Origin of the sequence: Pseudomonas sp. FBF18, from assembly GCF_024261405.1 — a bacterium.
Lineage (GTDB): Bacteria > Pseudomonadota > Gammaproteobacteria > Pseudomonadales > Pseudomonadaceae > Aquipseudomonas > Aquipseudomonas palmensis.
Genome location: NZ_QKRS01000012.1, coordinates 62,746 through 87,948, shown reverse-complemented (window position 1 = coordinate 87,948; position 25,203 = coordinate 62,746). Strand labels below are relative to the sequence as shown.

Annotated in this window: 24 protein-coding genes; 12 read left to right on the top strand and 12 right to left on the bottom strand. The window is 65.8% G+C overall.

Translation table 11 applies throughout. The features are described from left to right. Positions 1-7: 7 nt before the first annotated feature. The 4 genes from rarD to DN387_RS18530 all read right to left on the bottom strand — a co-directional run bounded on the left by rarD (position 8) and on the right by DN387_RS18530 (position 3,652). On the bottom strand, positions 8-895 hold the full coding sequence (gene rarD / locus DN387_RS18545) for an EamA family transporter RarD (protein WP_054915981.1): 888 nt from the start codon (positions 893-895) through the stop codon (positions 8-10). Between the two features lie 63 nt (positions 896-958). Then, positions 959-1,933, bottom strand: a complete 975-nt coding sequence (locus DN387_RS18540; protein ID WP_054915980.1) for a serine/threonine protein kinase — start codon at positions 1,931-1,933, stop codon at positions 959-961. A gap of 166 nt (positions 1,934-2,099) precedes the next feature. Beyond that, positions 2,100-2,855, bottom strand: a complete 756-nt coding sequence (locus DN387_RS18535) for a TOBE domain-containing protein (protein WP_043863676.1) — start codon at positions 2,853-2,855, stop codon at positions 2,100-2,102. Between the two features lie 59 nt (positions 2,856-2,914). Beyond that, complete coding sequence (locus DN387_RS18530; protein ID WP_054915979.1) at positions 2,915-3,652, bottom strand: ComF family protein; 738 nt, start codon at positions 3,650-3,652, stop codon at positions 2,915-2,917. Positions 3,653-3,741: 89 nt separating this feature from the next. Here DN387_RS18530 and bioB point away from each other — a divergent pair, with 89 nt between their 5' ends. The 9 genes from bioB to DN387_RS18485 all read left to right on the top strand — a co-directional run bounded on the left by bioB (position 3,742) and on the right by DN387_RS18485 (position 14,076). Continuing rightward, complete coding sequence (gene bioB, locus DN387_RS18525; protein ID WP_043863678.1) at positions 3,742-4,800, top strand: biotin synthase BioB; 1,059 nt, start codon at positions 3,742-3,744, stop codon at positions 4,798-4,800. A 7-nt stretch (positions 4,801-4,807) separates the two neighbouring features. After that, the gene (gene bioF / locus DN387_RS18520; RefSeq protein WP_054915978.1) at positions 4,808-5,980 is read left to right on the top strand and encodes an 8-amino-7-oxononanoate synthase; all 1,173 of its coding nucleotides are present in this window, start codon (positions 4,808-4,810) and stop codon (positions 5,978-5,980) included. Further along, positions 5,973-6,704 (top strand): alpha/beta fold hydrolase, encoded by a 732-nt coding sequence (locus DN387_RS18515; protein ID WP_054915977.1) that lies wholly within the window; start codon positions 5,973-5,975, stop codon positions 6,702-6,704. The genes bioF and DN387_RS18515 overlap by 8 nt, the downstream gene beginning before the upstream one ends. After that, positions 6,697-7,521: a malonyl-ACP O-methyltransferase BioC gene (bioC, locus tag DN387_RS18510; protein WP_054915976.1), complete on the top strand. Its 825-nt coding sequence runs from the start codon at positions 6,697-6,699 to the stop codon at positions 7,519-7,521. The genes DN387_RS18515 and bioC overlap by 8 nt, the downstream gene beginning before the upstream one ends. A gap of 1 nt (position 7,522) precedes the next feature. After that, positions 7,523-8,203 (top strand): dethiobiotin synthase, encoded by a 681-nt coding sequence (gene bioD, locus DN387_RS18505; protein WP_043863682.1) that lies wholly within the window; start codon positions 7,523-7,525, stop codon positions 8,201-8,203. A gap of 119 nt (positions 8,204-8,322) precedes the next feature. Further along, on the top strand, positions 8,323-8,619 hold the full coding sequence (locus DN387_RS18500; protein ID WP_043863683.1) for a hypothetical protein: 297 nt from the start codon (positions 8,323-8,325) through the stop codon (positions 8,617-8,619). 268 nt (positions 8,620-8,887) lie between these two features. Further along, a complete protein-coding gene (locus DN387_RS18495; protein ID WP_043863684.1) occupies positions 8,888-10,693 on the top strand; it encodes a phenylacyl-CoA dehydrogenase in 1,806 nt (601 codons plus the stop codon). Positions 10,694-10,891: 198 nt separating this feature from the next. Then, the gene (locus tag DN387_RS18490; protein WP_043863685.1) at positions 10,892-12,175 is read left to right on the top strand and encodes a GGDEF domain-containing protein; all 1,284 of its coding nucleotides are present in this window, start codon (positions 10,892-10,894) and stop codon (positions 12,173-12,175) included. 122 nt (positions 12,176-12,297) lie between these two features. Then, positions 12,298-14,076 (top strand): acyl-CoA dehydrogenase C-terminal domain-containing protein, encoded by a 1,779-nt coding sequence (locus DN387_RS18485; protein ID WP_054915975.1) that lies wholly within the window; start codon positions 12,298-12,300, stop codon positions 14,074-14,076. 229 nt (positions 14,077-14,305) lie between these two features. Here DN387_RS18485 and DN387_RS18480 read toward each other — a convergent pair whose 3' ends face one another. Continuing rightward, entirely contained in the window at positions 14,306-15,226 is a 921-nt protein-coding gene (locus DN387_RS18480; RefSeq protein WP_054915974.1) for a LysR family transcriptional regulator, read from the bottom strand. A 102-nt stretch (positions 15,227-15,328) separates the two neighbouring features. Between DN387_RS18480 and DN387_RS18475 the strand changes: the two genes are divergently transcribed. The 3 genes from DN387_RS18475 to DN387_RS18465 all read left to right on the top strand — a co-directional run bounded on the left by DN387_RS18475 (position 15,329) and on the right by DN387_RS18465 (position 17,618). Next, positions 15,329-16,027 (top strand): MOSC domain-containing protein, encoded by a 699-nt coding sequence (locus DN387_RS18475; protein ID WP_043863688.1) that lies wholly within the window; start codon positions 15,329-15,331, stop codon positions 16,025-16,027. After that, positions 16,024-17,295, top strand: a complete 1,272-nt coding sequence (locus DN387_RS18470) for an aspartate aminotransferase family protein (RefSeq protein WP_043863689.1) — start codon at positions 16,024-16,026, stop codon at positions 17,293-17,295. Before DN387_RS18475 ends, DN387_RS18470 begins: the two co-directional genes overlap by 4 nt. A gap of 164 nt (positions 17,296-17,459) precedes the next feature. Then, on the top strand, positions 17,460-17,618 hold the full coding sequence (locus DN387_RS18465) for a YqaE/Pmp3 family membrane protein (RefSeq protein ID WP_011063854.1): 159 nt from the start codon (positions 17,460-17,462) through the stop codon (positions 17,616-17,618). An 88-nt stretch (positions 17,619-17,706) separates the two neighbouring features. Here the strand turns inward: DN387_RS18465 and DN387_RS18460 are convergent, their stop codons facing one another. The 7 genes from DN387_RS18460 to pqqF form a co-directional block, all read right to left on the bottom strand. Next, complete coding sequence (locus tag DN387_RS18460; RefSeq protein WP_054915972.1) at positions 17,707-19,533, bottom strand: S9 family peptidase; 1,827 nt, start codon at positions 19,531-19,533, stop codon at positions 17,707-17,709. Next, a complete protein-coding gene (gene pqqE / locus DN387_RS18455; protein ID WP_043863691.1) occupies positions 19,499-20,659 on the bottom strand; it encodes a pyrroloquinoline quinone biosynthesis protein PqqE in 1,161 nt (386 codons plus the stop codon). The genes DN387_RS18460 and pqqE overlap by 35 nt, the downstream gene beginning before the upstream one ends. Next, positions 20,631-20,906: a pyrroloquinoline quinone biosynthesis peptide chaperone PqqD gene (pqqD, locus tag DN387_RS18450; RefSeq protein WP_043863692.1), complete on the bottom strand. Its 276-nt coding sequence runs from the start codon at positions 20,904-20,906 to the stop codon at positions 20,631-20,633. Before pqqD ends, pqqE begins: the two co-directional genes overlap by 29 nt. Beyond that, positions 20,903-21,658 (bottom strand): pyrroloquinoline-quinone synthase PqqC, encoded by a 756-nt coding sequence (gene pqqC / locus DN387_RS18445; protein ID WP_054915971.1) that lies wholly within the window; start codon positions 21,656-21,658, stop codon positions 20,903-20,905. Before pqqC ends, pqqD begins: the two co-directional genes overlap by 4 nt. Positions 21,659-21,666: 8 nt before the next feature. After that, complete coding sequence (pqqB, locus tag DN387_RS18440) at positions 21,667-22,578, bottom strand: pyrroloquinoline quinone biosynthesis protein PqqB (protein ID WP_054915970.1); 912 nt, start codon at positions 22,576-22,578, stop codon at positions 21,667-21,669. 67 nt (positions 22,579-22,645) lie between these two features. Then, a complete protein-coding gene (pqqA, locus tag DN387_RS18435; RefSeq protein WP_008365141.1) occupies positions 22,646-22,717 on the bottom strand; it encodes a pyrroloquinoline quinone precursor peptide PqqA in 72 nt (23 codons plus the stop codon). Between the two features lie 120 nt (positions 22,718-22,837). After that, on the bottom strand, positions 22,838-25,174 hold the full coding sequence (gene pqqF / locus DN387_RS18430) for a pyrroloquinoline quinone biosynthesis protein PqqF (protein ID WP_054915969.1): 2,337 nt from the start codon (positions 25,172-25,174) through the stop codon (positions 22,838-22,840). Between the last annotated feature and the right edge of the window lie 29 nt (positions 25,175-25,203).

The window sequence follows — 25,203 nt, the reverse complement described above, 5'->3', positions numbered from 1 at the left end:
GTAGCGCTCAGGTGCGCCGGCGAATGCTCAGCCAGGCATCCACGCTGTACAGTGCCAGGCCGGCCCAGATGAACATGAACGCCACCAGGGTGCTGCTCGACAGGTGTTCGTCGAACAGCAGCACCGCCTGCAGCAGCACCAGGGTCGGCGCCAGGTACTGCAGAAAGCCCAGGGTGGTGTAAGGCAGATGCCGCGCGGCGGCGTTGAAGCACACCAGCGGTATCAGCGTGACGGGCCCGGCGGCGGCCAGCCACAGCGCGTCGCTGGTGCTGTAGAAGCTGGCCTGGGCGCTGTGGGCCATGGGGTTGAGCAGCAGCCAGCCGATGGCCAGCGGTACCAGCATCCAGGTTTCCACCACCAGCCCCGGCAACGCCGCCACTGGCGCCTGCTTGCGGATCAGCCCGTAGAAGCCGAAGCTCAGCGCCAGTACCAGCGACACCCATGGCAGGCTGCCCACCTGCCACACCTGCTGCGCCACACCCACTGCCGCCAGGCCTACCGCCACCCACTGCAGGCGTCGCAGACGCTCGCCCAGCAGTAACATGCCCAGCAGCACGTTGACCAGCGGGTTGATGTAGTAACCCAGGCTCGCCTCGAGCATGCGCCCGTTGTTCACCGACCATACATAGGTCAGCCAGTTGCCCGCGATCAGCGATCCGCTCAGGGCCAGGATTGCCAGGCGCCGCGGGTTGTCGCGCAGTTCGCGCCACCAGCCCGGGTGCTTCCAGAAAAGCAGCAGGATCGAGCCGAACAGGGCCGACCACAGCACCCGATGCACGATGATTTCCACGGCGGGCACGTTCTGCAGGGCTTTGAAATAGATGGGGAACAAGCCCCAGATGATGTAGGCGGTCAGGCCCAGTATGTACCCGCGGCGCGGGTTGGCGGCTTGCATGCTGATTCCTTGCTTAGGCAGCTATCTAAAACCCGGCTATTGTAGACAGACTGGCAGCAGGTTCTAGAACAATTTCAGCGGCTCTTCGGCCAGTGCGGCGGTCTGCTCACGCAGGGCCAGGACCTGGTCGCCCCAGTAGCGTTCGCTGCCAAACCACGGGAAGCTGCGCGGGAACGCCGGGTCGTCCCAGCGGCGCGCCAGCCAGGCGCTGTAGTGCAGCTGGCGCAGGGCGCGCAGCGGTTCGATCAGGGCCAGTTCGCGGGGGTCGAAATCATGGAACTCGTTGTAGCCATCCATCAGTTCGGCCAGCTGGCCCAGGCGCTCGTGACGATCGCCGGCGAGCATCATCCACAGGTCCTGCACGGCGGGGCCCATGCGGCAGTCGTCCAGGTCGACGATGTGGAACACCTCATCGCGGCACATCATGTTGCCGGGGTGGCAGTCGCCGTGCAGGCGGATGCTCTTGTATGGGGTGCGGGCGTAGGCGTCCTCCACGCGCTTGAGCAGGTCGCGGGCCACCGACTCGTAGGCCGGCAGCAGGCTGCGCGGCACGAAGTTGCCTTCGAGCAGGGTGGCGAGGGAGGCGTGACCGAAGTTGGCCACGCCCAGCGCTTCACGGTGTTCGAACGGGCGCGTGGCACCGACCGCGTGCAGGCGACCGAGCAACTGGCCGAGGCGGTACAGCTGGTCGAGGTTGCCCGGCTCCGGTGCGCGGCCGCCACGGCGCGGGAACAGTGTGAAGCGAAAGCCTGCATGCTCGAACAGGCTCTGGCCCTTGTGCACCAGCGGGGCGACCACGGGGACTTCGCAGTCGGCCAGTTCGGCGGTGAAGGCGTGCTCCTCGAGAATCGCCGCGTTGCTCCAGCGGCCGGGGCGATAGAATTTGGCGATCAGCGGTTCGGCGTCTTCGATGCCCACCTGGTAGACACGGTTCTCGTAGCTGTTGAGTGCCAGAACACGAGCGTCGCTGAGAAAGCCGATGCTTTCGACAGCGTCCAGGACCAGGTCGGGGGTAAGGGTATCGAAGGGGTGTGACATGGGAACTCCTGCAGCGCGACGGGTGGCCGGGCGTATGAGAGCCATGGTACAGCACCCCGGGGACGCTGCATGCCCCATCGCGGGTCAAGCCCGCTCCCACAAGGAAATCGCTGAACCTGTGGGAGCGGGCTTGACCCGCGATGGGCTGTGCTGCAGCCCCAATAATCTAGAGCGGCGTACCCAGCAGCACATACGCCGGCGAGAACCGCACTGCCACTTCACTGCCTACCGCCACCCGGTTGTCCAGCAGCCACTGCGGCTCGGCAAATGCGCACAGCGTCTGACCGTTGCTCAGGCTCAGGCGCACCTCGGTAGTCCCTTGCGGGTCATCGATCAGTTCCTGTACCACGGCGCTCAACTGGTTGACCTGCGCCGGCCCGGGCATCGCCACCTCCAGCCAGCCTGCCTTGATCAGCGCCACCACCGGCGTGCCCGGTTCCAGCTCCAGGCGCAAGGTGCTGTCATGGGTGATCTGTGCCTCGATGCGCAGCCCCCCGGCCAGGGTCAGCTCCACGGTGTCGATGCGGCCCTGCGCGCGAATGGCGCTGACCCGCCCATGCAACTGATTGCGCGCACTGGTGCGCAGCATCAGGCGCCCGAGCAGGTCGAGATCGTCGGAGTCTTCGGCCGCTTCCAGCACCTGCGCCTGCAACAGTTGCAGCTTCTGGTACAGGCGCAACACCCGCTGCCCCTCCAGCGACAGTTTCGCCCCACCGCCGCCGCGCCCGCCCACGCTGCGTTCCACCAGCGGGCTGGCAGCCAGGTTGTTGAGCTCGTCGATGGCATCCCACGCGGCCTTGTAGCTGATGCCGGCGCTCTTGGCCGCCCGGGTGATCGACCCCTGCTCGGCGATGTGGGCAAGCAGGGCGATGCGTTGCGGGCGACGGACGATATGTTGGGTCAACAGGGCAGGCAGGGACATGGGCGGGCACGCAGTCGGGGCAGGGATGGCCCAGAAAGTGCCCGCCGCCCCGGCGCAAGTCAAGCGCCGCCGGGCTTGGGCGTGCGTGCCAGGCAGTATACGTCCACCCGCGTGGCACCCGCCGCCCGCAACAGGCTGGCCAATGCCTGCGCAGTGGCGCCGGTGGTGAGCACATCGTCGACGATCGCCACATGCTGCCCCCTGATCGCCGCCGAATCGGCCAGGGCAAAGGCGTGGCGCAGGTTGCGCTTGCGCGCCTTGGCCGTCAGCCCCTGCTGGGCCGCCGTTTCTTGCGGGCGTTGGAGCAGACGTGGCTCGCAGGCGATCTCCAACTGCCCGGCCAACCACTGGGCAAGCATCGCAGCCTGGTTGAAGCCGCGTTCGCGCAGGCGCCGGCGCGCCAGCGGTACCGGCAACAGCAGGCCGGGCCGCGGCAGGTCTTCGGCAAAGCGGTAGGCAAGCCAGTTGCCCAGCAGTTGCGCCAGCAATCGGCCCAGCGGCCACTGGCGCTGGTGCTTGAAGCGGGTTATCAGTGCATCCACGGGGAAGCCGTAGTGCCAGGGCGCCTCGACCCGGGTGAAGGCGGGTGGGCGGCGGCTGCACTGGCCGCAGGTCAGGCCATGCATCGGCAAGGGCAGCGCGCAGGTTCGACAGCATTCTTCCAGCCAGGGCAGTTCGGCCTCGCAGGCCACGCAAATGGGGTGTGACTGCTGGGCAGGTTCATCGCACAGCAAACATGCTTGATTGATATTTAGCCAGTTGTAAACCAGTTGTTTAAGGTGTGGTTGACAGTGCATGGCGCTTCCTTAACTATGCGAGCTATCCGTGATGCGCTGGCGGGCTTTCCTGTCCCGGCGCCAGTACAAGCCTAAACAAGGAAACACCCATGAGCGCCAGCACAACTGCAACGCTTCGTCACGACTGGTCCCTGGCCGAAGTCAAAGCACTGTTCCAGCTACCGTTCAACGACCTGCTGTTTCAGGCGCAGACCGTTCACCGCGCGCATTTCGACGCCAACCGCGTTCAGGTCTCGACCCTGCTGTCGATCAAGACCGGCGCCTGCCCGGAAGATTGCAAATATTGTCCGCAGTCCGGCCACTACAACACCGGCCTGGAAAAACAGAAGCTGATGGAGGTGCAGAAGGTGCTGGAGGAGGCCGCCCGGGCCAAGGCCATCGGCTCCACGCGATTCTGCATGGGCGCGGCGTGGAAGCACCCGTCGGCCAAGGACATGCCCTACGTGCTGCAGATGGTCAAAGGGGTCAAGGCGCTGGGCCTGGAAACCTGCATGACCCTGGGCAAGCTCGACCAGGAGCAAACCGTGGCCCTGGCCCAGGCCGGCCTGGACTACTACAACCACAACCTGGACACCTCGCCGGAGTTCTACGGCAGCATCATCACCACCCGCACCTACGGCGAGCGCCTGCAGACCCTGGCTTATGTGCGCGATGCCGGGATGAAGATCTGTTCGGGGGGGATCCTGGGCATGGGCGAATCGCTGGACGACCGCGCCGGGCTGCTGATCCAGCTGGCCAACCTCCCGGAGCACCCCGAATCGGTGCCGATCAACATGCTGGTGAAGGTGGCGGGCACGCCGCTCGAGAATGCCGAAGACGTCGACCCGTTCGACTTCATCCGCATGCTGGCAGTGGCGCGCATCCTCATGCCGCAGTCCCATGTGCGCCTGTCGGCCGGGCGCGAGGCGATGAACGAACAGATGCAGGCACTGGCCTTCTTCGCCGGGGCCAACTCGATCTTCTACGGCGAGAAGCTGCTGACCACCGCCAACCCGCAGGCCGACAAGGACATGCAACTGTTCGCGCGCCTGGGCATCCAGCCTGAAGCGCGCGAAGAGCACGCCGACGAGGTGCACCAGGCGGCCATCGAGCAGGCGCTGATCGAGCAGAAGAGCAGCGAGCTGTTCTACGACGCCGCCTCCGCCTGAGGTCGCCATGAGCTTTGATCTGAGTGCGCGCCTGGAACAACGGCGCGCTGCGGCGCTGTATCGCCAGCGCCCCCTGCTGCAGAGCCCGCAGGGGCCGCAGGTGATGGTGGACGGCACGCCGTTGCTGGCGTTTTGCAGCAACGACTACCTGGGCCTGGCCAACCACCCCGAGGTGATCGACGCCTGGCGTGCCGGCGCTGAGCGTTGGGGCGTGGGCGGCGGGGCGTCGCACCTGGTGATCGGCCACAGCTCGCCGCACCATGAACTGGAACTGGCCCTGGCCGAGTTTACCGGTCGCCCGCGCGCGCTGCTGTTCACCACCGGCTACCTGGCCAACCTTGGTGCGTTGACCGCGCTGGTGGGGCAGGGCGACAGCGTGCTGCAGGATCGCCTCAACCATGCTTCGCTGCTGGATGGCGGGTTGCTCAGTGGCGCGCGCTTCAGCCGCTACCTGCACAACGATGCCGACAGCCTCGGCAAGCGCCTGGACAAGGCCACCGGCAATGCGCTGGTGGTCACCGATGGCGTGTTCAGCATGGACGGCGACATCGCCGACCTGCCGGCACTGGCTGCCCAGGCGCAGGCCAGGGGCGCCTGGCTGATGGTCGACGATGCCCATGGCTTCGGCACCCTGGGCCGCCACGGCGGTGGCGTGGTGGAGCATTTCGGCCTGGACATGGAGCAGGTACCGGTGCTGGTCGGCACCCTGGGCAAGGCCTTCGGTACCGCCGGTGCGTTCGTCGCCGGCAGTGAGGAACTGATCGAGTGCCTGATCCAGTTCGCCCGCCCGTACATCTATACCACCAGCCAGCCACCGGCCCTGGCCTGCGCCACGCTCAGGAGCCTGCAACTGCTGCGTGACGAGCACTGGCGCCGCGAGCACCTGGCGGCGCTGATCCGCCAGTTCCGTCAGGGCGCCGAGCAGATCGGCCTGCACCTGATGGACAGTTTCACGCCGATCCAGCCGATTCTGATCGGCGATGCCGCAAGGGCCATGCGGCTGTCGGCGATGTTGCGCGAGCGCGGGCTGATGGTCACGGCGATCCGTCCACCGACGGTGCCGGCCGGCAGTGCCCGGCTGCGCGTGACCCTGACCGCCGCCCACAGCGCCGCGCAGGTACAGCTATTGTTGAATGCATTGGCCGAGTGTCATTCGCTGCTGGAGCCTGCTGATGCGTGATCGACTGATTCTGTTGCCGGGCTGGGGCCTGGGTACCGCTGCACTGGAGCCGCTGGCCGCGAGCTTGCGCGCCCTGGATGCCAAGCTGCACGTGGAGCTGATGCCTCTGCCGGAGCTGGATGGCAGTGACGTGCCTGTATGGCTGGATCACCTGGACCGCACGCTGCCTACCGACACCTGGCTGGGAGGCTGGTCGCTGGGCGGCATGCTCGCCGCCGAGCTGGCGGCGCGACGCGGCGATCACTGCTGCGGGCTGGTGACGCTGGGCAGCAACGCCAGCTTCGTGGCCCGTGCGGACTGGCCCCATGGCATGCCGACCGACACCTTCAATACCTTTCTCGACGGTTGCCGTAGCCATACGCAAGTGACGCTCAAGCGCTTCAAGTCGCTGTGCAGCCAGGGCGCCCAGGCGCCGCGCAGCCTGGCGCGGTTGCTGGAGGTGGGGGTGCCGGCAACCGACCCGCTGTACCTGGCCACGGGCCTGGAGGTATTGCGGAAACTCGATACCCGGGCTGCGCTGAGCAACTTCGGCGGCCCGCAGTTGCACCTGTTCGCAGGCAGCGACGCGCTGGTGCCGGTCGAGGCGGCCAAGGCGCTGTTCGAACTGCTGCAGGACGTCGAGGTGGGCATTGTCGAGGACAGCGCCCACGCCTTCCTGCTGGAGCACGCCCAGGCGTTGGCGACCTTTATCAAGACCTTCCTGCACGAGAGTGGCGATGACTGATCTTTCCCTGCCCAGGCTGCCCGGCGCCTTGCCCGACAAGCGCCAGGTGGCGGCCTCGTTTTCCCGTGCTGCGGCCAGCTACGACAGTGTCGCCGCGTTGCAGCGGGCGGTGGGCGCTCATCTGCTGGCGCAGCTTCCCGCCGATTTGCAACCGCGTTGCTGGATCGATCTGGGCAGTGGCACCGGGCATTTCAGCCGGCACTTGCAGCAACGTTATCCACAAGGGCTGGGTGTGGCGGTGGATATCGCCGAAGGCATGCTGCTGCATGCCCGTGAGCTGGGGGGAGCGCATTACCATGTGGCGGGCGATGCCGAGCGTCTGCCGCTGCGTGATGGCAGCGCCGGGCTGATCTTCTCCAGCCTGGCGGTGCAGTGGTGCGCCGACCTGGCTGCGGTGCTGCGTGAAGCGCAGCGGGTTCTGCAGCCTGGGGGCGTGCTGGTGTTCGCCAGCCTGTGCGTGGGCACGCTGTTCGAGCTGCGTGAAAGCTGGCAGGCGGTGGACGGGCTGGTGCACGTCAATCGCTTCCGCCCTCTGGCGGACTACCAGCGTCTGTGTGCCGACAGCGGGCTGCAGGTGCTCGGGCTGGAGGCCCGGCCCCATGTACTGCATTACCCCGATGTGCGCAGCCTGACCCATGAGCTCAAGGCGCTGGGCGCACACAACCTCAACCCCGGTCGCCCCGCCGGCCTGACCGGCAGGGCACGCATGCAGGGCCTGCTGCAGGCCTACGAGCGCTTTCGCCAGCCGCAGGGACTGCCCGCCACCTATCAGGTAGTCTATGCGGTACTGCACAAGCCGCAGCACCAGGGGGATTGAGATGCATGCTGCCTATTTCATCGCCGGCACCGATACCGATGTGGGCAAGACCACCATTGCCGCCGGCCTGCTGCATGCGGCACGTCTTGCCGGCCTGAGTACCCTTGGGGCCAAGCCTGTAGCGTCGGGCTGCGAGGTGACCCCCAAGGGCCTGCGCAACGCCGATGCACTGGCCCTGATCGCGCAAAGCAGCCTCACGCTGCCCTATGCGCAGCTCAACCCGTTTGCCTTCGAGCCCGCCATCGCCCCGCACCTGGCGGCCCGCGAGGCGGGTGTTGCGCTGAGCGTGCAGGCGTTGCTGGCGCCGATGCGCACGGTGCTGGCGCACAACGCCGATTTCACCCTGATCGAAGGGGCGGGTGGCTGGCGGGTGCCGTTGTCCGATCAGGCCAATCTGTCGGACCTGGCGATTGCGCTCAAGCTGCCGGTGATCCTGGTGGTAGGCGTGCGCCTGGGTTGCATCAACCATGCGCTGCTCAGTGCCGAGGCGATTGCCCGCGATGGCCTGCAACTGGCCGGCTGGGTGGCGAACATCATCGAGCCGCGCACCTCGCGCCTGGAGGAGAACCTGGCTTCGCTTGCCGAACGCCTGCCGGCCCCCTGCCTGGGCCGGGTGCCAAAACTCAAGGTGGCCAGTGCCGAGGCGGTGGCCGCATACCTGCAGCTGGATTTGCTCGACTAGGCTGAGTCTATTGAAGGGCACTGTGCCATTAGTGTTTTTGACGGGCCTTTTGCCGGGTTGTCTGCTTCAATAGGGGCCGTTGATATCATCTGTGCCTTCCGTCACCTGGGGAGTTTGAAATGGAAATCTCGGGCAGTTCCGCATTCTATGCCGGCCTGGGCGCCATTCAGAGCGGCCAGAACCGCGTCGATCAGGCCGCCAGCCAGATCGCCAACACCACTGTCGAACGTGCTGCCACCAGCCAGTCCAGCGACTACCAGGCCGAACGCCTGCGCTCGGTCGACCGCAGCCAGCAGATGGACCTGGCCACCAGCACCGTCGAACTTGCCCTGGGCAAGCATCAGGTCGAGCTGGGTGTCAAAGTGGCCAAGGCCTCCGACGAAATGCTCGGCACGCTGATCGATACCTACGCCTGAGCCAGCCGGCGCTCGCATCTTCCCGGTTTTACCCCTACATCCTGACTCGACGCCCTGGCCCAAGGCCGGGCGCCTTGTCGTGCCTGCGTTCTGGCGAGCGGGGCCGGAGCGTAGCCTGCCATGGCAGAAATGCCCTCATGGGGGTGCTTGACAAGGTTTCGGCGTAAACGTATGTTTCAAACAACTGTTTGACCGAAAGCCGCCTAGAGCTGGTCGGTGTATGTCGCGGTCTCCCTATTCAAGGATCCATCAGCAGAGGTTCATCGCTATGCCTGATTACAAAGCCCCCTTGCGTGATATTCGTTTCGTTCGCGATGAACTGCTGGGCTACGAAGCGCACTATCAGAGCCTGCCGGCTTGCCAGGACGCCACCCCCGACATGGTCGATGCGATCCTCGAGGAAGGCGCCAAGTTTTGTGAACAGGTACTGGCCCCGCTGAACCGTGTGGGCGACCTGGAAGGCTGCACCTGGAGCGAGTCGGGCGTTAAGACCCCCACCGGCTTCAAGGAAGCCTACAAGCAGTTCGTCGAAGGCGGCTGGCCGAGCCTGGCCCATGACGTCGATCACGGCGGCCAGGGTCTGCCCGAGTCGCTGGGCCTGGCGGTCAGCGAAATGGTCGGCGAGTCGAACTGGTCGTGGGGCATGTACCCGGGCCTGTCGCACGGCGCGATGAACACCATCTCCGAGCACGGCACCGCCGAGCAGCAGAACACCTACCTGACCAAGCTGGTATCCGGCGAATGGACCGGCACCATGTGCCTGACCGAACCGCACTGCGGTACCGACCTGGGCATGCTGCGCACCAAGGCCGAACCTCAGGCCGACGGTTCCTACAAGGTCACCGGCACCAAGATCTTCATCTCGGCCGGTGAACACGACATGGCCGACAACATTGTGCACATCGTGCTGGCGCGCCTGCCCGATGCACCGGCCGGCACCAAAGGCATCTCGCTGTTCATCGTGCCCAAGTTCCTGCCGACCGCCGAAGGCGGTGTGGGCGAGCGCAACGCCGTTTCCTGTGGCTCCATCGAACACAAGATGGGCATCCACGGCAACGCCACCTGCGTGATGAACTTCGACGCCGCCACCGGCTACCTGATCGGCCCGGCCAACAAGGGTCTGAACTGCATGTTCACCTTCATGAACACCGCTCGCCTGGGTACCGCGCTGCAAGGCCTGGCCCACGCCGAAGTGGCGTTCCAGGGTGGCCTGAAGTATGCCCGCGACCGCCTGCAGATGCGTTCGCTGACCGGCCCCAAGGCGCCGGACAAGGCGGCTGACCCGATCATCGTCCACCCGGACGTGCGTCGCATGCTGCTGACCATGAAAGCCTTTGCCGAAGGCAACCGCGCGATGGTGTACTTCACCGCCAAGCAGGTCGACATCGTCAAGTACAGCCAGGACGAAGAAGAGAAGAAGAAGGCCGACGCACTGCTGGCCTTCATGACCCCGATCGCCAAGGCGTTCATGACCGAAGTCGGCTTCGAGTCGGCCAACCACGGCGTGCAGATCTACGGCGGCCACGGCTTCATCGCCGAGTGGGGCATGGAGCAGAACGTTCGCGACAGCCGCATCTCGATGCTGTACGAAGGCACCACCGGCATCCAGGCGCTGGACCTGCTGGGCCGCAAGGTGCTGATGACCCAGGGCGAGGCGCTCAAGGGCTTCACCAAGATCGTGCACAAGTTCGTCCAGAACAACGAAGGCAACGAGGCCATCAGCGAGTTTGTCGCGCCATTGGCCAAGTTGAACAAGGAGTGGGGCGAACTGACCATGAAGGTCGGCATGGCCGCGATGAAGGACCGCGAAGAAGTCGGTGCCGCCTCGGTGGACTACCTGATGTACTCCGGTTACGCCTGCCTGGCCTACTTCTGGGCCGACATGGCGCGCCTGGCCGCCGAGAAACTGGCTGCCGGCACCAGCGAAGAGGCGTTCTACACCGCCAAGCTGCAGACCGCGCGCTTCTACTTCCAGCGCATCCTGCCGCGGACCCGCACGCATGTGGAAACCATGCTGTCGGGCGCGAGCAACCTGATGGACATGAACGAAGAGCACTTCGGCCTCTCGTACTGAGTCATCGCCTGAAGCAAGAAAGCCCGCCCTTACCGGCGGGTTTTTTTATGCGCCAGTCAGAACCTGATACGAATACGTGCTAAGCCCTGCTCCCACCCTGCCGTTACAAGTGCTGCCGGCATATTCATCTATTCATGTGCGCTGCCGACACATTAAAGGCACAATGCCATTACTTGATCTGCCGGGTCGGAGATTCCCTTGTTTCGTTTATCCGCTGTACGACTGAGCCATTTTCTGCCGTCACTGTTCCTGCTGGTGTCTGGGCTCGCCGCTGCTTATGTCAGAGACCTCAACGTCTTCTTCACCTCGCTGTTCAACGTGCTGCCAACCCTGGTGCTGCTGCTGGGCGGGGCCTACTGCACGGTCTACCGCCGTCAGCGTGAACTGTTCCTGATGGTCACGGTGTATATCGCCTACTTCCTGCTCGACACCCAGACCGACTACTACCGCGACAATGGCGTGGTACGCCAGGACGCCGCCGTGGTGTTCCACCTGGTGTGCCTGTTGCTGCCCATCCTGTTTGCGCTGTACGGCGCCTGGCAGGAGCGCACGCACCTGTTCCAGGACATGGTGGCGCGCTTTGCCGTGCTGCTGGCGGTCGGCAGCACGGCGCTGGGGCTGGAGCAGAGCTACCCGCAGGCGCTGCTCAACTGGCTCGCGGAAATCCGCTGGCCGGCGCTGCACGGTCAGTGGATGAGCCTGATCCAGCTGGCCTACCCGGTGTTTCTGCTCGCCTTCATCCTGCTGGTGGTGCAGTACCTGCGCGAACCGCGCCCGCTGCATGCGGCGCAGGTGATCGGTCTGATGGGGATCTTCTGGATGCTGCCGCAGACCTTCATCCTGCCCTTCACCCTGAACATCATGTGCAGCCAGGTGATGCTGATGATCGCCGCCGCGGTCTCCCACGAGGCCTACCAGATGGCGTTTCGCGACGAGCTCACCGGCCTGCCGGGGCGCCGCGCGCTCAACGAGCGCATGCAGCGTCTGGGGCGCAACTATGTGCTGGCGATGACCGACGTCGATCACTTCAAGAAATTCAACGATACCCACGGGCACGACGTGGGCGACCAGGTGCTGCGCCTGGTGGCCAGCAAACTGTCCAAGGTCACCGGCGGGGGCCGCGCCTACCGCTATGGCGGCGAGGAGTTCGCCCTGGTGTTCGCGGCCAAGACCATCGAGGAATGCCTGCCGCACCTGGAGGCGGTGCGCGAGGTGATCGCCAACTACAATATCCAGCTGCGCAACCAGGACAGCCGCCCCCAGGACGACCAGCAGGGGCGACAACGCCGTGGGGCGGCCGGGGCCAGCAGCGTGTCGGTGACCATCAGCATCGGTGCCGCCGAGCGCCTGCCCGAGCACCGCAGCCCCGATGAGGTGCTCAAGTCGGCCGACCAGGCGCTGTACAGTGCCAAGGGAGCGGGGCGTAACTGCACCATGACCTACGGCCACCAGAGCAAGCGTGGAGCGGTGCGCACGGCGTGACCAGAAGTGACTACATGGTCGCCAGATGACCCTATGTGTCACAAAAGTTGTTAGGTTACACTGGCTCGCAACTGTGTAGCGGCCCTGCGGGGCCGTCCCGACTCAAGGTGTGAGAGGTTGCCATGGCTGACTATAAAGCGCCCCTGCGCGATATGCGCTTCGTCCTCAACGAAGTCTTCGAAGTATCCCGGCTGTGGGCACAACTGCCCGGGCTGGCCGAGGCGGTCGACGAAGAAACCGCACTGGCGGTGCTCGAGGAAGCCGGCAAGGTCACCAGCCAGCGAATCGCTCCGCTGAGCCGCAGCGCCGACGAAGAGGGCTGCCATTGGGACAACGGCGCCGTGCGCACCCCGGCCGGCTTCATCGATGCCTACCGCACCTACGCCGATGGTGGCTGGGTGGGCGTGGGCGGCGACCCTGCCTATGGCGGCATGGGCATGCCCAAGGTGATCTCTGCCCAGGTCGAAGAAATGGTCAACTCCTCGAGCCTGGCCTTCGGCCTGTACCCGATGCTGACCGCCGGTGCCTGCCTGTCGATCAACGCTCACGCCAGCGAGGAGCTCAAGACGCGGTACCTGCCCAACATGTACGCCGGGGTCTGGGCCGGCTCCATGTGCCTGACCGAGCCCCACGCCGGCACCGACCTTGGCATCATCCGTACCCGCGCCGAGCCGCAGGCCGACGGCAGCTACAAGGTCACCGGCACCAAGATCTTCATCACCGGCGGCGAACACGACCTGACCGAGAACATCATCCATCTGGTGCTGGCCAAGCTGCCTGACGCCCCGGCCGGGCCCAAGGGCATCTCGCTGTTCCTGGTGCCCAAGTTCCTGGTCAACCCCGATGGCAGCCTGGGCGAGCGCAACCCGGCCACCTGTGGCTCCATCGAGCACAAGATGGGCATCCAGGCCTCGGCCACCTGCGTGATGAACTTCGACAGCGCCGTGGGCTACCTGGTCGGCGAGCCGAACAAGGGCCTGGCAGCGATGTTCACCATGATGAACTACGAGCGCCTGGGGGTCGGCATCCAGGGCCTGGCATCGGCCGAGCGTTCCTACCAGAACGCCATCGAATACGCCCGCGACCGCCTGCAGAGCCGTGCACCTACCGGGCCCCAGGCCAAGGACAAGACTGCCGACCCGATCATCGTGCACCCCGACGTGCGGCGCATGCTGCTGACCATGAAGGCACTGAACGAAGGCGGCCGGGCTTTCTCCACCTATGTTGCGATGCAGCTCGATACCGCCAAGTTCAGTGAAGACCGCGAGGCCCGCAAGCGCGCCGAAGACCTGGTGGCGCTGCTGACGCCGGTGTCCAAGGCGTTTCTCACCGATCTGGGCCTGGAAGTGACCGTGCATGGCCAGCAGGTGTTCGGCGGCCATGGCTACATTCGCGAGTGGGGCCAGGAGCAACTGGTGCGCGACGTGCGCATCACCCAGATCTACGAAGGCACCAACGGCATCCAGGCCCTGGACCTGATGGGCCGCAAGGTGGTGGGCAGCGGCGGGGCGTTCTACAAGCTGTTCGCCGACGAGATCCGCCATTTCATCGCCACCGCCGACACGGCGCTGGGCGAGTTCGTCAAACCGCTGGAGACGGCGCTGGACAGCCTCGACGACCTGACCGCCTGGGTGCTCGACCGCGCCAAGGCGAACCCCAACGAAATCGGCGCGGCGTCGGTGGAGTACCTGCACGCCTTCGGCTACACCGCCTATGCCTACATGTGGGCACTGATGGCCCGCACGGCCCTGGCCAAACAGGGTGAGGACGACTTCTACGCCAGCAAACTGGGCACCGCGCGCTTCTACTTCGCCCGCCTGCTGCCGCGTATTCACTCGCTCAGCGCTTCGGTGAAGGCGGGCAGCGAGTCGTTGTACCTGCTCGACGCGGAACAGTTTTGATCTGACGGCGTCATGTAAGCTTTTGCTTACATGACGTGGTGACGTTTGGCCTCTTCCGTAAGATTGGATCCACAGCTAATCTTCACCTCATGGACGTCGCGCAGGATGCGCACAGTACATAACAGGGACACGGAAGGATTTCCTGCCAGGACGGCGGGACGAAAAGGATGTCAGGGAAACAGTCTGCAAAACCCCGCTTCGGCGGGGTTTTCTTTTGCCCGGGTTTTTTCTAGCCGAGCACATCCAGAGGTGAACCGCCGATCTGGCGAGGGTCGATCTCTTCCTCCAGCAGATTGCGCAGCAGCTCAACCGACGCCTGCTGGCGCTGCGCATCGCGAAACACCAGGCCTACCTTCAGTGGCACCCGCGGCTCGCTCAGCGGCTTCCAGAGCAGCTCTGGATCGTCCGTGGCGTCGCGCGCACGCCCCGGCAACACGGTTGCCAGCGAAGTATGCGCCAGGCTGTCGAGAATCCCGCCCATGTTGTTCATCTCGGCCTGCACCTGCGGGCGGCGCCCGAGGTTGGCCAGTTGCGCCTGCCAGATCTGGCGTACCTGGAACTCTTCGCCCAGCATCAGCATGGGCAGTTCGGCGGCCTGCTTGAGCGAGACCTTCTTGAATTCGCGCAGCGGGTGCGTGTGCGGGATCACCAGTTGCAGCTCGTCTTCGTACAGCAGCAGGCCGTGAAGGCCCGGCTGGCGCGGCGGCAGGTAGCTGATGCCGATATCCAGGGTGCCGTTGAGCAGGCGCCGTTCGATCTCCAGCCCCGACAGTTCGTAGATCTGCACCACCAGGTGTGGTTGCGCCTTGCGCAGGCGGTCGAGCAGTTGCGGCACCAGGCTCGGCCGTACCGTCTGCAGCACGCCGATGGCCAGGGTCCGCAAGGCCTGCCCGCAGAAGTTGCGCAACGCCTCGCGGGCGCGTTGCAGGCCGTCGAGCAGGGGTAGGGCGTGGTTGTACAGGGTGTGTGCGGCCAGGGTTGGCAACAGGCGCTTGTTGCCCCGTTCGAACAGGCTCACATCGAGGCTGTGTTCGAGCTGGCGGATCTGCTGCGACAGCGCTGGCTGCGACAGTGAAAGGCGTTCGGCGGCCCGGCCCACATGGCCTTCTTCGTACACCGCGACGAAATAACGCAGTTGGCGAAAATCCATAAGCAATACTTATCAAAAAAGCTCGAAAAACGAAATGGCCGAAGGCCCGCGAGAAGCCTAGTCTATCCCGTATTCACAAGGTTTACAGGGCCAGAAGGCGCGATGAATACCGTGTATGTGGATGGCGTTTACATAGGCAAGGCAAAAAATGTCGGTTATGGGTTACTCACCGATATCGATAAGGAACAGGTTGCAAGAAGGCTGTGGTTATGGCCACAGGGGCTGGGCAGCGACGAACACGGCGACCCGCGCTTCCATACCGGCCCCGAGCGGGCCTTGCACCACTATCCGGCCGAGCACTACGCCTGGTGGCGGCGACGTTATCCACAGATCGACTGGTGCGCGCCGGGTTTTGGCGAAAACCTCTCGACCCGCGGCCTTACCGAAGAGCACGTCTGCCTGGGCGACATGTTCCGCTGGGGCGGGGCGCTGCTGCAGGTCAGTCAGCCGCGCTCGCCGTGCTACCGCCTGAGCCATCGCTGGGGCTTGCCGAACCTGCCGCAACAGGCGCAGGACGCGCTGCGCTGCGGCTGGTTCTACCGGGTGCTCAAGCCTGGCTTCGTCAGCGCCGACGAGCCGTTCGAACTGATACAGCGCAGCTATCCGGGCCTGACCGTGGCCTGGGCACTGCATACTTTTTACCGTGAACCTCTGGAGCATGCGGGTTTGAAAAAGCTGGTGGATTGTCCGGCCCTCTCGTCACGCTGGCGCGACATCGCGATCAAGCGCCTGCGCAGCGGCCAGGTCGAGGACTGGACCGCGCGCCTGCTTGGCCTGCCGCTGGAAGGGCTGCGCGCATGAACCTGTTCAATCTGCGTCGCCAGGCGGCGCGCGCTGCCGAGCAGGCACCGGCGCCGGTGGCACTGGCCCAGGCCGAGCAGCTGTCGCGGGAATGCCTGATGCCGGCCACCGAGCGTGCGCCACAGGTGTTCGTGCGCGGCCAGGGTTCATGGCTGTGGGACAACGAAGGCCGCGCCTATCTGGATTTCACCCAGGGTTGCGCGGTGAACAGCCTCGGGCACAGCCCCAAGGCGCTGGTGCAGGCACTGAGCAGCCAGGCCCAGGCACTGATCAACCCCGGCGCCGGCTTTCATAACCGTGGTCTGTTGAGCCTGGTCAACCGCCTGTGCCAGAGCACCGGCAGCGATCAGGCCTACCTGCTCAACAGTGGTGCCGAAGCCTGCGAAGGCGCGATCAAGCTGGCGCGCAAGTGGGGCCAGCTGCATCGCAATGGCGCCTACCACATCATCACTGCGCGCCAGAGCTGCCACGGGCGCAGCCTGGGGGCGCTGTCGGCCTCCGACCCGTCGGCGTGCAACCGCTGCGAGCCCGGCCTGCCGGGTTTCAGCAAGGTGCCGTTCAACGATCTGGCCGCGCTGCATGCAGCAGTGGACTCGCGTACCGTGGCGATCATGCTCGAGCCGATCCAGGGCGAGGCCGGGGTGATCCCGGCCACCCAGCAGTACCTCAAGGGTGTCGAGCGCCTGTGCCGCGAACTGGGCATCCTGCTGATCCTGGATGAGGTGCAGACCGGCGTGGGCCGGTGCGGCGCGCTGCTGGCCGAGCAGACCTACGGCGTGCGCGCCGACATCATCACCCTGGGCAAGGGCCTGGGCGGCGGTGTGCCGCTGGCCGCCCTGCTGGCGCGGGGTACGGCCTGCTGCGCCGAGGCCGGCGAGCTGGAAGGCAGTCACCATGGCAATGCACTGATGAGTGCGGCGGGCCTGGCGATTCTCGATGCCGTGCTGGAGCCGGGCTTCATGGAGCAGGTGCAGGCGTCGGGGCGGCACCTGCGTGATGGCCTGAGCCACCTGGCGGGGCGTTATGGCCAGGGCGAGGTGCGCGGCCAGGGCTTGCTGTGGGGCCTGGAGCTGAGCGACGACTCGGCCGCGGCCCTGGTCAAGGCGGCGCTGCAGGAAGGGCTGCTGCTCAATGCGGCGCAGGCCAATGTGCTGCGCTTTTCGCCGGCGCTGACCGTCAGCCGCGGCAACATCGACGAAATGCTGCTGCGCCTGGCGCGTGCCTTTGCCCGTGTGCACACGGCGCAACTCAACCAGCGGCGTGCCTGACCCGGTAGCGCCGTACCAAATTCAACGAACCGTCTCGCGTTCCTGCGCATCGCCCCGGGCCTGATCCTTTTGGCCTGGGGCGTTTTTTTATGGGGGGATGGCTATTTGAACCAGTGGGGGGTGCTTGCAGTCTGTAGTTAGGACTTTAGACAAGGAGCTGCCCGATGGACCTGATCCGAATTATCTTCGCCATTCTGTTGCCGCCGCTGGGCGTGTTCCTGCAGGTGGGTTTTGGTGGCGCCTTCTGGCTGAACATCCTGCTCACCTTGTGCGGTTACATTCCGGGGATCGTGCACGCGGTGTACATCATCGCCAAGCGCTAGACCGCGTCGCGGCCATCGCGGGTCCAGCCCGTTCCCACAAGTATCATCGAGACCTTTGTGGGAGCGGGCTTGACCCGCGATGGGGGCATCAAGACTGGCCCAGTACCTCCCGGTAGAACTTCCACTCCTCTTCCAGCGCATGCGCCAGGTTCGCCGCCGTCCGGAACCCGTGCCGCTCGGTCGGGTAGAAATGCCCTTCGGCACGCACCCCGTTGGCCTTCAGCGCCGCCAGCATCGAACGGGTCTGCTCCGGTACCACCACCGCATCCAGTTCGCCCTGGAAGAAAATCACCGGCACCTTGATCTGCGCGGCATGCAGCAGTGGCGTGCGCGCCTGATAACGCTGCACATCCTGCTGCGGGTCGCCGATCAGCCAGTCCAGGTAATCGCCTTCGAACTTGTGCGTGGCGCGCGTCAGCGCCAGCGGGTCGCTGACCCCGTACAGGCTCGCCCCGCCACGGAACACATTCTGGAACGCCAGCGCACACAGCGTGGTGTAGCCCCCGGCGCTGCCCCCGCGGATGAACGCCTGGGTCGGGTCGATCAACCCTTGCCCTGCCAGGAAGTCGACCACCGCGCAGGCATCCTGCACGTCCACTACGCCCCAGCGCAGGTGCAGGGCCTGGCGATAGGCGCGGCCATAGCCGCTGCTGCCACGGTAGTTGAGGTCGGCCACTGCAAAGCCGCGCTGGGTCCAGTACTGGATGCGCGGGTCGAGCACCGGGAAGCACGCCGAGGTCGGTCCGCCATGCACGAACACCACCAGCGGCGGCGCCTCGACACCATTCATGGCCGGGTAGAAGAAGGCGTGCGCCTGGGCATCGCCGCTGGGGTAGGTGATGCTGCGCGGCTGGCTGACCTGTTCGCTGGGCAAGGGCATCGCACCGCCGGCCAGCACCTGAACGGCATGGCTGTGGCGGTCGATGGCGATGACGGCGGGCGTGCTGATGGCAGAGGCGGCGATGGCATACAGGTACCGGTCGTCGATCTCCAGGCAGCGAAAGCGGGTGTAGACGTCACTGAAGTCTTCCAGGGTGCCATCGGCATGATGCACGCCCAGGCGGCTGAAGCCGCCCTCGAACCAGCTCGCCAGATACCCGCCGCCGTCCAGGGGCAGCCAGGTGCTGGCGCCCAGTTGCCACGGTGCGCCAGCATGGTCGGCACGCTCGGCCGGCAGTGCTGCCCAGCCCTGCGGGGTTTCGCCCCAGGGTTGCCAGTAGCCGTCACGATCCGACAGGCAGTACAGGCGACCGTCGGCATCGAAGCGCGGCTGCTGCAGCGATTCCGGTTGCGCCTCGCTGCCGGCGATGCAGCGCGGCGCTTCCCAGGTGTGTGCATCGCGGCGTTCGGCGCACAGCAGGCGGGTGGCAGTCCAGGGTTGGTGCGGGCGGCTCCATTCGATCCAGGCCAGGCGCTGGCCGTCGGCGCTGAGGGTGGGAGCGGCATAGAAGTCGGCGCCTTCGGCCAGTACCGTGCGGGTGCCGGCGGCGATCGATACCAGCCGGTGCACATCGGCGTCTTCTTCAACCGCCAGCACCTGGCCGGCGCCCCAGCGCAGGTCACCGTAGCGGCACGGGCCGTGGGTCAGCGGCTGCGGCTGCCCGCCGCCGAGCCCCTGGCTGTAGAGCTGCTGGTCGGCTTCGTTGACGAACACCAGCCCGTCGTCGCTCAGGCAGAAACCGCCGCCGCCATACTCGTAGACGCGGCTGCGCACGCTGAAGCCGTCGGGGGTCAGGCAGCGGGCCTGGCCGTCACGCCACTGCCAGATGCGGCAACCGCCGTCCTGGGGGCGAAACTCGTTCCAGAACAGCCCCAGCGGGCTGCGCTTGAGTTCGGCGTAGTCGGTGCCGGCGGCAACCGCCTGTTGTGCGCTGAAGCGCTCAGCCGCGGGCGATGAGACGGGAGTTTCGATCATTGCGGAAGGTCATCTGGTCGATGGTCTGGGTGGCGGTTTCGGCCTCCTCCCGAGCAGCGAGGATGATCCCGTGGTCCGCCGATTTGGCGCAAACCGGGTCGGCATTGCTGGCGTCGCCGGTCAGCATGAAGGCCTGGCAGCGGCAGCCGCCGAAGTCCTTTTCTTTCTCGTCGCAGGAGCGGCACGGCTCGGGCATCCAGTCGTAGCCGCGAAAACGATTGAAGCCGAACGAGTCATACCATATGTGCTGCATGCTGTGTTCGCGCACGTTGGGGAATTGTACCGGCAACTGGCGTGCGCCATGGCACGGCAGTGCGGTGCCGTCCGGGGTGACGGTGAGGAAGATGCTGCCCCAGCCGTTCATGCAGCCCTTGGGCCGCTCTTCATAGTAGTCGGGGGTGACGAAGATCAGCTTGCATGGGTTGCCCGCAGCCTGCAGTTTCTCGCGGTATTCGTTGGTGATGCGTTCGGCGCGCTCCAGCTGCGCGCGGGTGGGCAGCAGGCCGGCGCGGTTGAGCTTGGCCCAGCCGTAGAACTGGCACGTGGCGAGCTCGACGAAGTCGGCTTCCAGGGCGATGCACAGCTCGATGATGCGGTCGATCTTGTCGATGTTGTGCCGGTGGGTGACGAAGTTCAGCACCATCGGGTAGCCGTGGGCCTTGACCGCGCGGGCCATCTCCAGCTTCTGCGCGAAGGCTTTCTTCGAGCCGGCCAGCAGGTTGTTGACCTGTTCGTCGCTGGCCTGGAAGCTGATCTGGATGTGGTCCAGCCCGGCGCGCTTGAAGTCGGCGATCTTCTGTTCGGTCAGGCCGATGCCGGAGGTGATCAGGTTGGTGTAGTAGCCCAGGCGGCGCCCCTCGCCGATCAGCTCGGCCAGGTCCTGGCGCACCAGTGGCTCGCCGCCGGAAAAGCCCAGCTGCGCGGCGCCCATTTCACGCGCCTCGGCCATCACCTTGAACCACTGCTCGGTGCTCAGCTCCTTGCCCTGCTCGGCGAAGTCCAGCGGGTTGGAGCAGTACGGGCATTGCAGCGGGCAGCGGTAGGTCAGCTCGGCCAGCAGCCACAGCGGCAGGCCGACTGCGGGCTTGGCCGGTACCTCACTCAAGGACGATCCAGTGTTGCTCACGGGCGACCTCCATGAATTGCTCGATGTCGTCACCGAGTTCGGGTACACCGGGGAATTGAACGTCCAGCTCGGCAATGATCGCGGCCACATCGCGCTTGCCGTCGATCAGCCCGCCGATCAGCGCGGCGCTTTCGTTGAGCTTGATCATGCCTTCGGGGTAGAGCAGCACATGGCCCTTCTGCGCCGGTTCGTACTGGAAGCGGTAGCCGGGGCGCCAGTGCGGCGTCTTCGAACGGTCGAAACTCATAAGGTGATCCCCTTGTGCCACACCCGCTCGCTGGTGACGCTGTGGTAGGGCGGGCGGTTCAGTTCATAGGCCATGCTCATGGCGTCGAGCATGCTCCACAGAATATCGAGCTTGAACTGAAGAATCTCCAGCATGCGTTGTTGACCCTGCACCGTGGTGTAGTGCTGCAGGGTGATGCTCAGGCCATGCTCCACATCGCGCCGGGCCTGGCCCAGGCGGGTGCGGAAGTACTCGTAGCCGGCCGGGTCGATCCAGGGATAGTGCTGTGGCCAGCTGTCCAGGCGTGACTGGTGGATCTGCGGGGCGAACAGTTCGGTCAGCGAGCTGCTGGCCGCTTCCTGCCAGCTGGCACGGCGGGCGAAGTTGACGTAGGCGTCGACCGCGAAGCGCACGCCGGGCAGCACCAGCTCCTGCGAGCGTAGCTGGTCGGGGTCCAGGCCCACGGCCTGGCCCAGGCGCAGCCAGGCTTCGATGCCGCCGTCTTCGCCGGGGGCGCCGTCGTGGTCGAGCAGGCGCTGGATCCACTCACGGCGGATCTCGCGGTCCGGGCAGTTGGCCAGGATCGCCGCATCCTTCATCGGGATGTTGACCTGGTAGTAGAAGCGGTTGGCGACCCAGCCCTGGATCTGCTCGCGGCTGGCGCGGCCTTCATACATGGCCACGTGGTAGGGGTGATGGATGTGGTAGTAGGCGCCCTTGGCGCGCAAGGCCTGCTCGAACGCGGCGGGGGAAAGCGGTACGGCTTCGCTCATGGGGGCTCCTACAGCTCGATGCTCATGCCGTCGAAGGCCACTTCGACGTTGCGGCGGGCCAGTTCGGCGCGCTCGGCGGAGTCTTCATCGAGAATCGGGTTGGTGTTGTTGATGTGGATGAGTACCTTGCGCTGGTCGGGGAAGCCTTCGAGTACCTCGAGCATGCCGCCGGGGCCATTCTGTGCCAGGTGACCCATCTCGCGGCCCGTGCGGGTACCGACACCGCGGCGCTGCATCTCATCATCCTCCCACAGCGTGCCGTCGACCAGCAGGCAATCGGCGTCGTGCATCAGTTGCAGCAGCTTGTCGTCGAACTGGCCAAGGCCCGGGGCGTAGAACAGCTTGCCGCCGGTGCGCAGGTCTTCGACCATCAGCCCCAGGTTGTCGCCCGGGTGCGGGTCGAAGCGGTGCGGCGAGTAGGGCGGCGCGGCGCTGCGCAGCGGGAACGGGGTAAAGCGCAGGTTCGGGCACGCCTCGATCACGAAGCTGCCTTCGAGCTCGATGCGGTTCCACTGCAGGCCACCGTTCCAGTGGCTGAGCATGGTGAACAGAGGGAAGCCGGTGCTCAGGTCCTGGTGGACCATGTCGGTGCACCACACCTGGTGCGGGCAACCTTCGCGCAGGCTGAGCAGGCCGGTGGTGTGGTCGATCTGGCTGTCGAGCAGGATGATCGCGTTGATCCCGGTGTCGCGCAGGGCGCGGGCCGGCTGCATGGGGGCGAAGCCTTGCAGCTGCGCGCGGATGTCCGGCGAGGCGTTGCACAGCACCCAGTGCACCCCGTCGTCGGACAGCGCGATCGAGGACTGGGTACGTGCGCTGGCGCGCAAGGTGCCGTCGCGAAAGCCCTTGCAGTTGTCGCAGTTGCAGTTCCACTGCGGGAAACCGCCGCCGGCGGCGGAACCTAGAATCTGGATGTACATGGCCACTCCTGCTGCGTCCAAAAATGAAAACGCCCCGGCTGACCGAGGCGTTGTACCGCAAGCAGACTCAGCGACTTGCGAAATACATGGTCACTTCAAAGCCAATACGCAGGTCAGTGTAAGCAGGTTTGGTCCACATGGGAGTACTCCTTCCGGATAGGTCTGGGGGCGGGTGGCTACATATTTAGGCCCCCCTTTGAAACAAGGGGTTACAACGGCCCGGGTAGCGCCATCTTACTAAAATTAATGGACAGTTTGGTTAAACCTGCGAGAAAGGCTGTTGCGTTGCCGGTAACAATCCGCCCTGTGCGGCGCTGGCCAGGTACAGGGCGTTGTCGAACAGGTGCCGGGCGGCGTGTTCGAGCTGCTGTGCGGTGACGGCCAGCAGCTGTTGTCGCAGCGTGTCCAGGCTGGGGGCGTCGCTGCCGGCCAGCCGGGCCTGCCAGGCCCATTCGGCGACATCGGCATTGCCCATGTCCGGTTCGTGGAACTGCGCCGCCAGGGCCTGACGCGCCTCGGCATCATCGGTCAGGTCATGGGTGAAGCCTGCGACCACGCAGCGCATGTGCTCGAGAATCTGTGCCGGGTCGGCCTTGGGCGACTGCACGCCCAGCAGCAGGCCGGTATGGCCCTGCACCTGGCGCAATGCGCTGAACACTGCATAGCCCAGTTGCAGCTCCACCCGCAGGCGCTGGTAGAAGGGCCCTTGCAGTCGATGTGCCAGCAGCCGGTACACCGCCTCGCTGCCGGGCGGGGCGGGGCAGAACACCAGCAGTGCGTGCTCGCCTTCGGGCAGCGGCACATGCTGCCAGGGCCCTGTGGCATCGCCGGTGATCGGCTCGGCCATGCCCGGCTGTCCCGGTACCTGGGCCAGCAGCGCATTCAGCGCCGGCTGCACCGCTTCGGTGAAGCCGCAGGTCATGCCCTGCCAGCGGGCATGCTGCCAGAGCGCGTCCAGCTCGGGCTGGGCGATCAGGCAGGTCGGCAATGGCCCCGGGTCACGCCCGACGATATAGCCCGGCAACTGCTTTAGCAGCAGGCGGATCGGTATCAGCGCCGGCTCGGTGCCTGAGCCTGCGCTCCAGTCCTGGGCGGCAGGCAGGCGCAGCAGCGCCAATGCCTGCTCGACGACTGCGACCACGGCGGGCGGTGACCCGGCGCAGCGCAGTTGCCAGAGGTGCTCGCACTCGCTCCATTGCAGCTCCACCGAGGCGCGGGTGGCGCGCTCGACCAGTGGGCGCAGGGCACCTTCGAGTACGCGCCACAGCCGCGCGCGCAACGCCGAGCGCACCTGCCAGCGCAGGTAGATCACGCCGTACTGCCGCACGGCCGGCAGCGCCGGGCTGTGGATAACCCCGGCGGGTGTCGGCGTAGCGGGTGCATCGCTGAACCCGACGGCCAGCAAGGGCTCGGCAGGTGGCAGTCGCCAGGGCTGGCGGGCTTGCTCGGTGAAGGGTTCGAGCAGGTCTTGCAGTGCCGCCAGGCCCTGGGCGTCGAGTGCACTGAATGGCTGGCCGCTGCTGTCGCTGCGCGCCAGTTCCAGGGCGCCGGCGGCCAGCGCGCGTGACTGCTGGATACGTGCATATTCGCTGTTCAGCGCCGTCAGGTCGGCATCGCGCAAGAAGCTCAGCCAGTCCCGGAACAGGTCTTCGACCTGGTCGGCAGGTGCCGCGTCATTGAGCTTGAAGCGCGCGTGCAGCAGTGCCTGTGCGGCGAACTGATGCAATGCCGAAAAACTGAAATCCTCCAGCCAGCGCCGTTCGCGCAAAGCGGCCAGCAGCCCGCCCGGGCGGGTGTCCGAAAGCCAGGTGTCGAGAAAGGCGATCGCCTGGGCAGCGCCGGCGGGCAGCCGTTCATAGCCGAGCAGCACATCCCGTTGCCCGGGCAGCTGTTCAACCCGCGCAGCGCGAAGCTGCAGCGCCGGTGCCGGGCCTTGTTCGATGGGCTGCCCGGGTGCGAAGACGGCGCCGTACTGCCTGGCCAGGGCTTCAAGGGTGGCCAGCGGCTGTGGGCCGACCAGGCTCAGGGTCATCTGCCCGGCCTGGTAGTAGCGTTGGTGAAAGGCTTGCAGGGCGCTCTGGAAGGCCGCGTCGGGTACCGGCAGGCTGTAGCGGTTGCCAGCGTGAAAACCGCTCAGCGGATGCTGCGCCGACATGCTCTGCAGCAGTGCGTGCTGACGCTGCGCTTCGGGGTTGCGCGCCCAGGCAATGAACTCGGCATGGATCACTTCGCGCTCGCGCAGCTGTTGCGCACGGTCGGCCTGGGGGTTGGCGAGCATTTCGCACAAGCGCTCGATGCCCCCCTCGAAGGCGGCAGCCGGCACTTCGAAGAAGAAGTCGGTGGTGCGCTCCCGCGTGCTGGCATTGACCTGGCCGCCCTGGCGCTGCACGTAGCGCATCAGGGCGTCGTCGATGGCAAAGCGCCGGTTGCCGAGAAAGAACAGGTGTTCGAGAAAGTGCGCCAGCCCCGGCCAGGCGTTGGGAGCATCGTGGCTGCCGGCGCGCACCCGCACTGCCGCTGCACAGCGCTTGAGCCGCGGTGCATGGCGCAGGGTGACGTGCAGGCCGTTGGGCAGGGTGAGGTGGGCGCAGGACATGACGGCTCCGGTAACGTGCGAACCGTCAT

What these genes read in the sequence shown, in the direction of transcription:
- rarD (WP_054915981.1), bottom strand. Translation starts at nt 895, where the DNA reads ATGCAAGCCGCCAACCCGCGCCGCGGGTACATACTGGGCCTGACCGCC.
- DN387_RS18540 (WP_054915980.1), bottom strand. Translation starts at nt 1,933, where the DNA reads ATGTCACACCCCTTCGATACCCTTACCCCCGACCTGGTCCTGGACGCT.
- DN387_RS18535 (WP_043863676.1), bottom strand. Translation starts at nt 2,855, where the DNA reads ATGTCCCTGCCTGCCCTGTTGACCCAACATATCGTCCGTCGCCCGCAA.
- DN387_RS18530 (WP_054915979.1), bottom strand. Translation starts at nt 3,652, where the DNA reads ATGCACTGTCAACCACACCTTAAACAACTGGTTTACAACTGGCTAAAT.
- bioB (WP_043863678.1), top strand. Translation starts at nt 3,742, where the DNA reads ATGAGCGCCAGCACAACTGCAACGCTTCGTCACGACTGGTCCCTGGCC.
- bioF (WP_054915978.1), top strand. Translation starts at nt 4,808, where the DNA reads ATGAGCTTTGATCTGAGTGCGCGCCTGGAACAACGGCGCGCTGCGGCG.
- DN387_RS18515 (WP_054915977.1), top strand. Translation starts at nt 5,973, where the DNA reads ATGCGTGATCGACTGATTCTGTTGCCGGGCTGGGGCCTGGGTACCGCT.
- bioC (WP_054915976.1), top strand. Translation starts at nt 6,697, where the DNA reads ATGACTGATCTTTCCCTGCCCAGGCTGCCCGGCGCCTTGCCCGACAAG.
- bioD (WP_043863682.1), top strand. Translation starts at nt 7,523, where the DNA reads ATGCATGCTGCCTATTTCATCGCCGGCACCGATACCGATGTGGGCAAG.
- DN387_RS18500 (WP_043863683.1), top strand. Translation starts at nt 8,323, where the DNA reads ATGGAAATCTCGGGCAGTTCCGCATTCTATGCCGGCCTGGGCGCCATT.
- DN387_RS18495 (WP_043863684.1), top strand. Translation starts at nt 8,888, where the DNA reads ATGCCTGATTACAAAGCCCCCTTGCGTGATATTCGTTTCGTTCGCGAT.
- DN387_RS18485 (WP_054915975.1), top strand. Translation starts at nt 12,298, where the DNA reads ATGGCTGACTATAAAGCGCCCCTGCGCGATATGCGCTTCGTCCTCAAC.
- DN387_RS18480 (WP_054915974.1), bottom strand. Translation starts at nt 15,226, where the DNA reads ATGGATTTTCGCCAACTGCGTTATTTCGTCGCGGTGTACGAAGAAGGC.
- DN387_RS18475 (WP_043863688.1), top strand. Translation starts at nt 15,329, where the DNA reads ATGAATACCGTGTATGTGGATGGCGTTTACATAGGCAAGGCAAAAAAT.
- DN387_RS18470 (WP_043863689.1), top strand. Translation starts at nt 16,024, where the DNA reads ATGAACCTGTTCAATCTGCGTCGCCAGGCGGCGCGCGCTGCCGAGCAG.
- DN387_RS18465 (WP_011063854.1), top strand. Translation starts at nt 17,460, where the DNA reads ATGGACCTGATCCGAATTATCTTCGCCATTCTGTTGCCGCCGCTGGGC.
- DN387_RS18460 (WP_054915972.1), bottom strand. Translation starts at nt 19,533, where the DNA reads ATGATCGAAACTCCCGTCTCATCGCCCGCGGCTGAGCGCTTCAGCGCA.
- pqqD (WP_043863692.1), bottom strand. Translation starts at nt 20,906, where the DNA reads ATGAGTTTCGACCGTTCGAAGACGCCGCACTGGCGCCCCGGCTACCGC.
- pqqC (WP_054915971.1), bottom strand. Translation starts at nt 21,658, where the DNA reads ATGAGCGAAGCCGTACCGCTTTCCCCCGCCGCGTTCGAGCAGGCCTTG.
- pqqB (WP_054915970.1), bottom strand. Translation starts at nt 22,578, where the DNA reads ATGTACATCCAGATTCTAGGTTCCGCCGCCGGCGGCGGTTTCCCGCAG.
- pqqF (WP_054915969.1), bottom strand. Translation starts at nt 25,174, where the DNA reads ATGTCCTGCGCCCACCTCACCCTGCCCAACGGCCTGCACGTCACCCTG.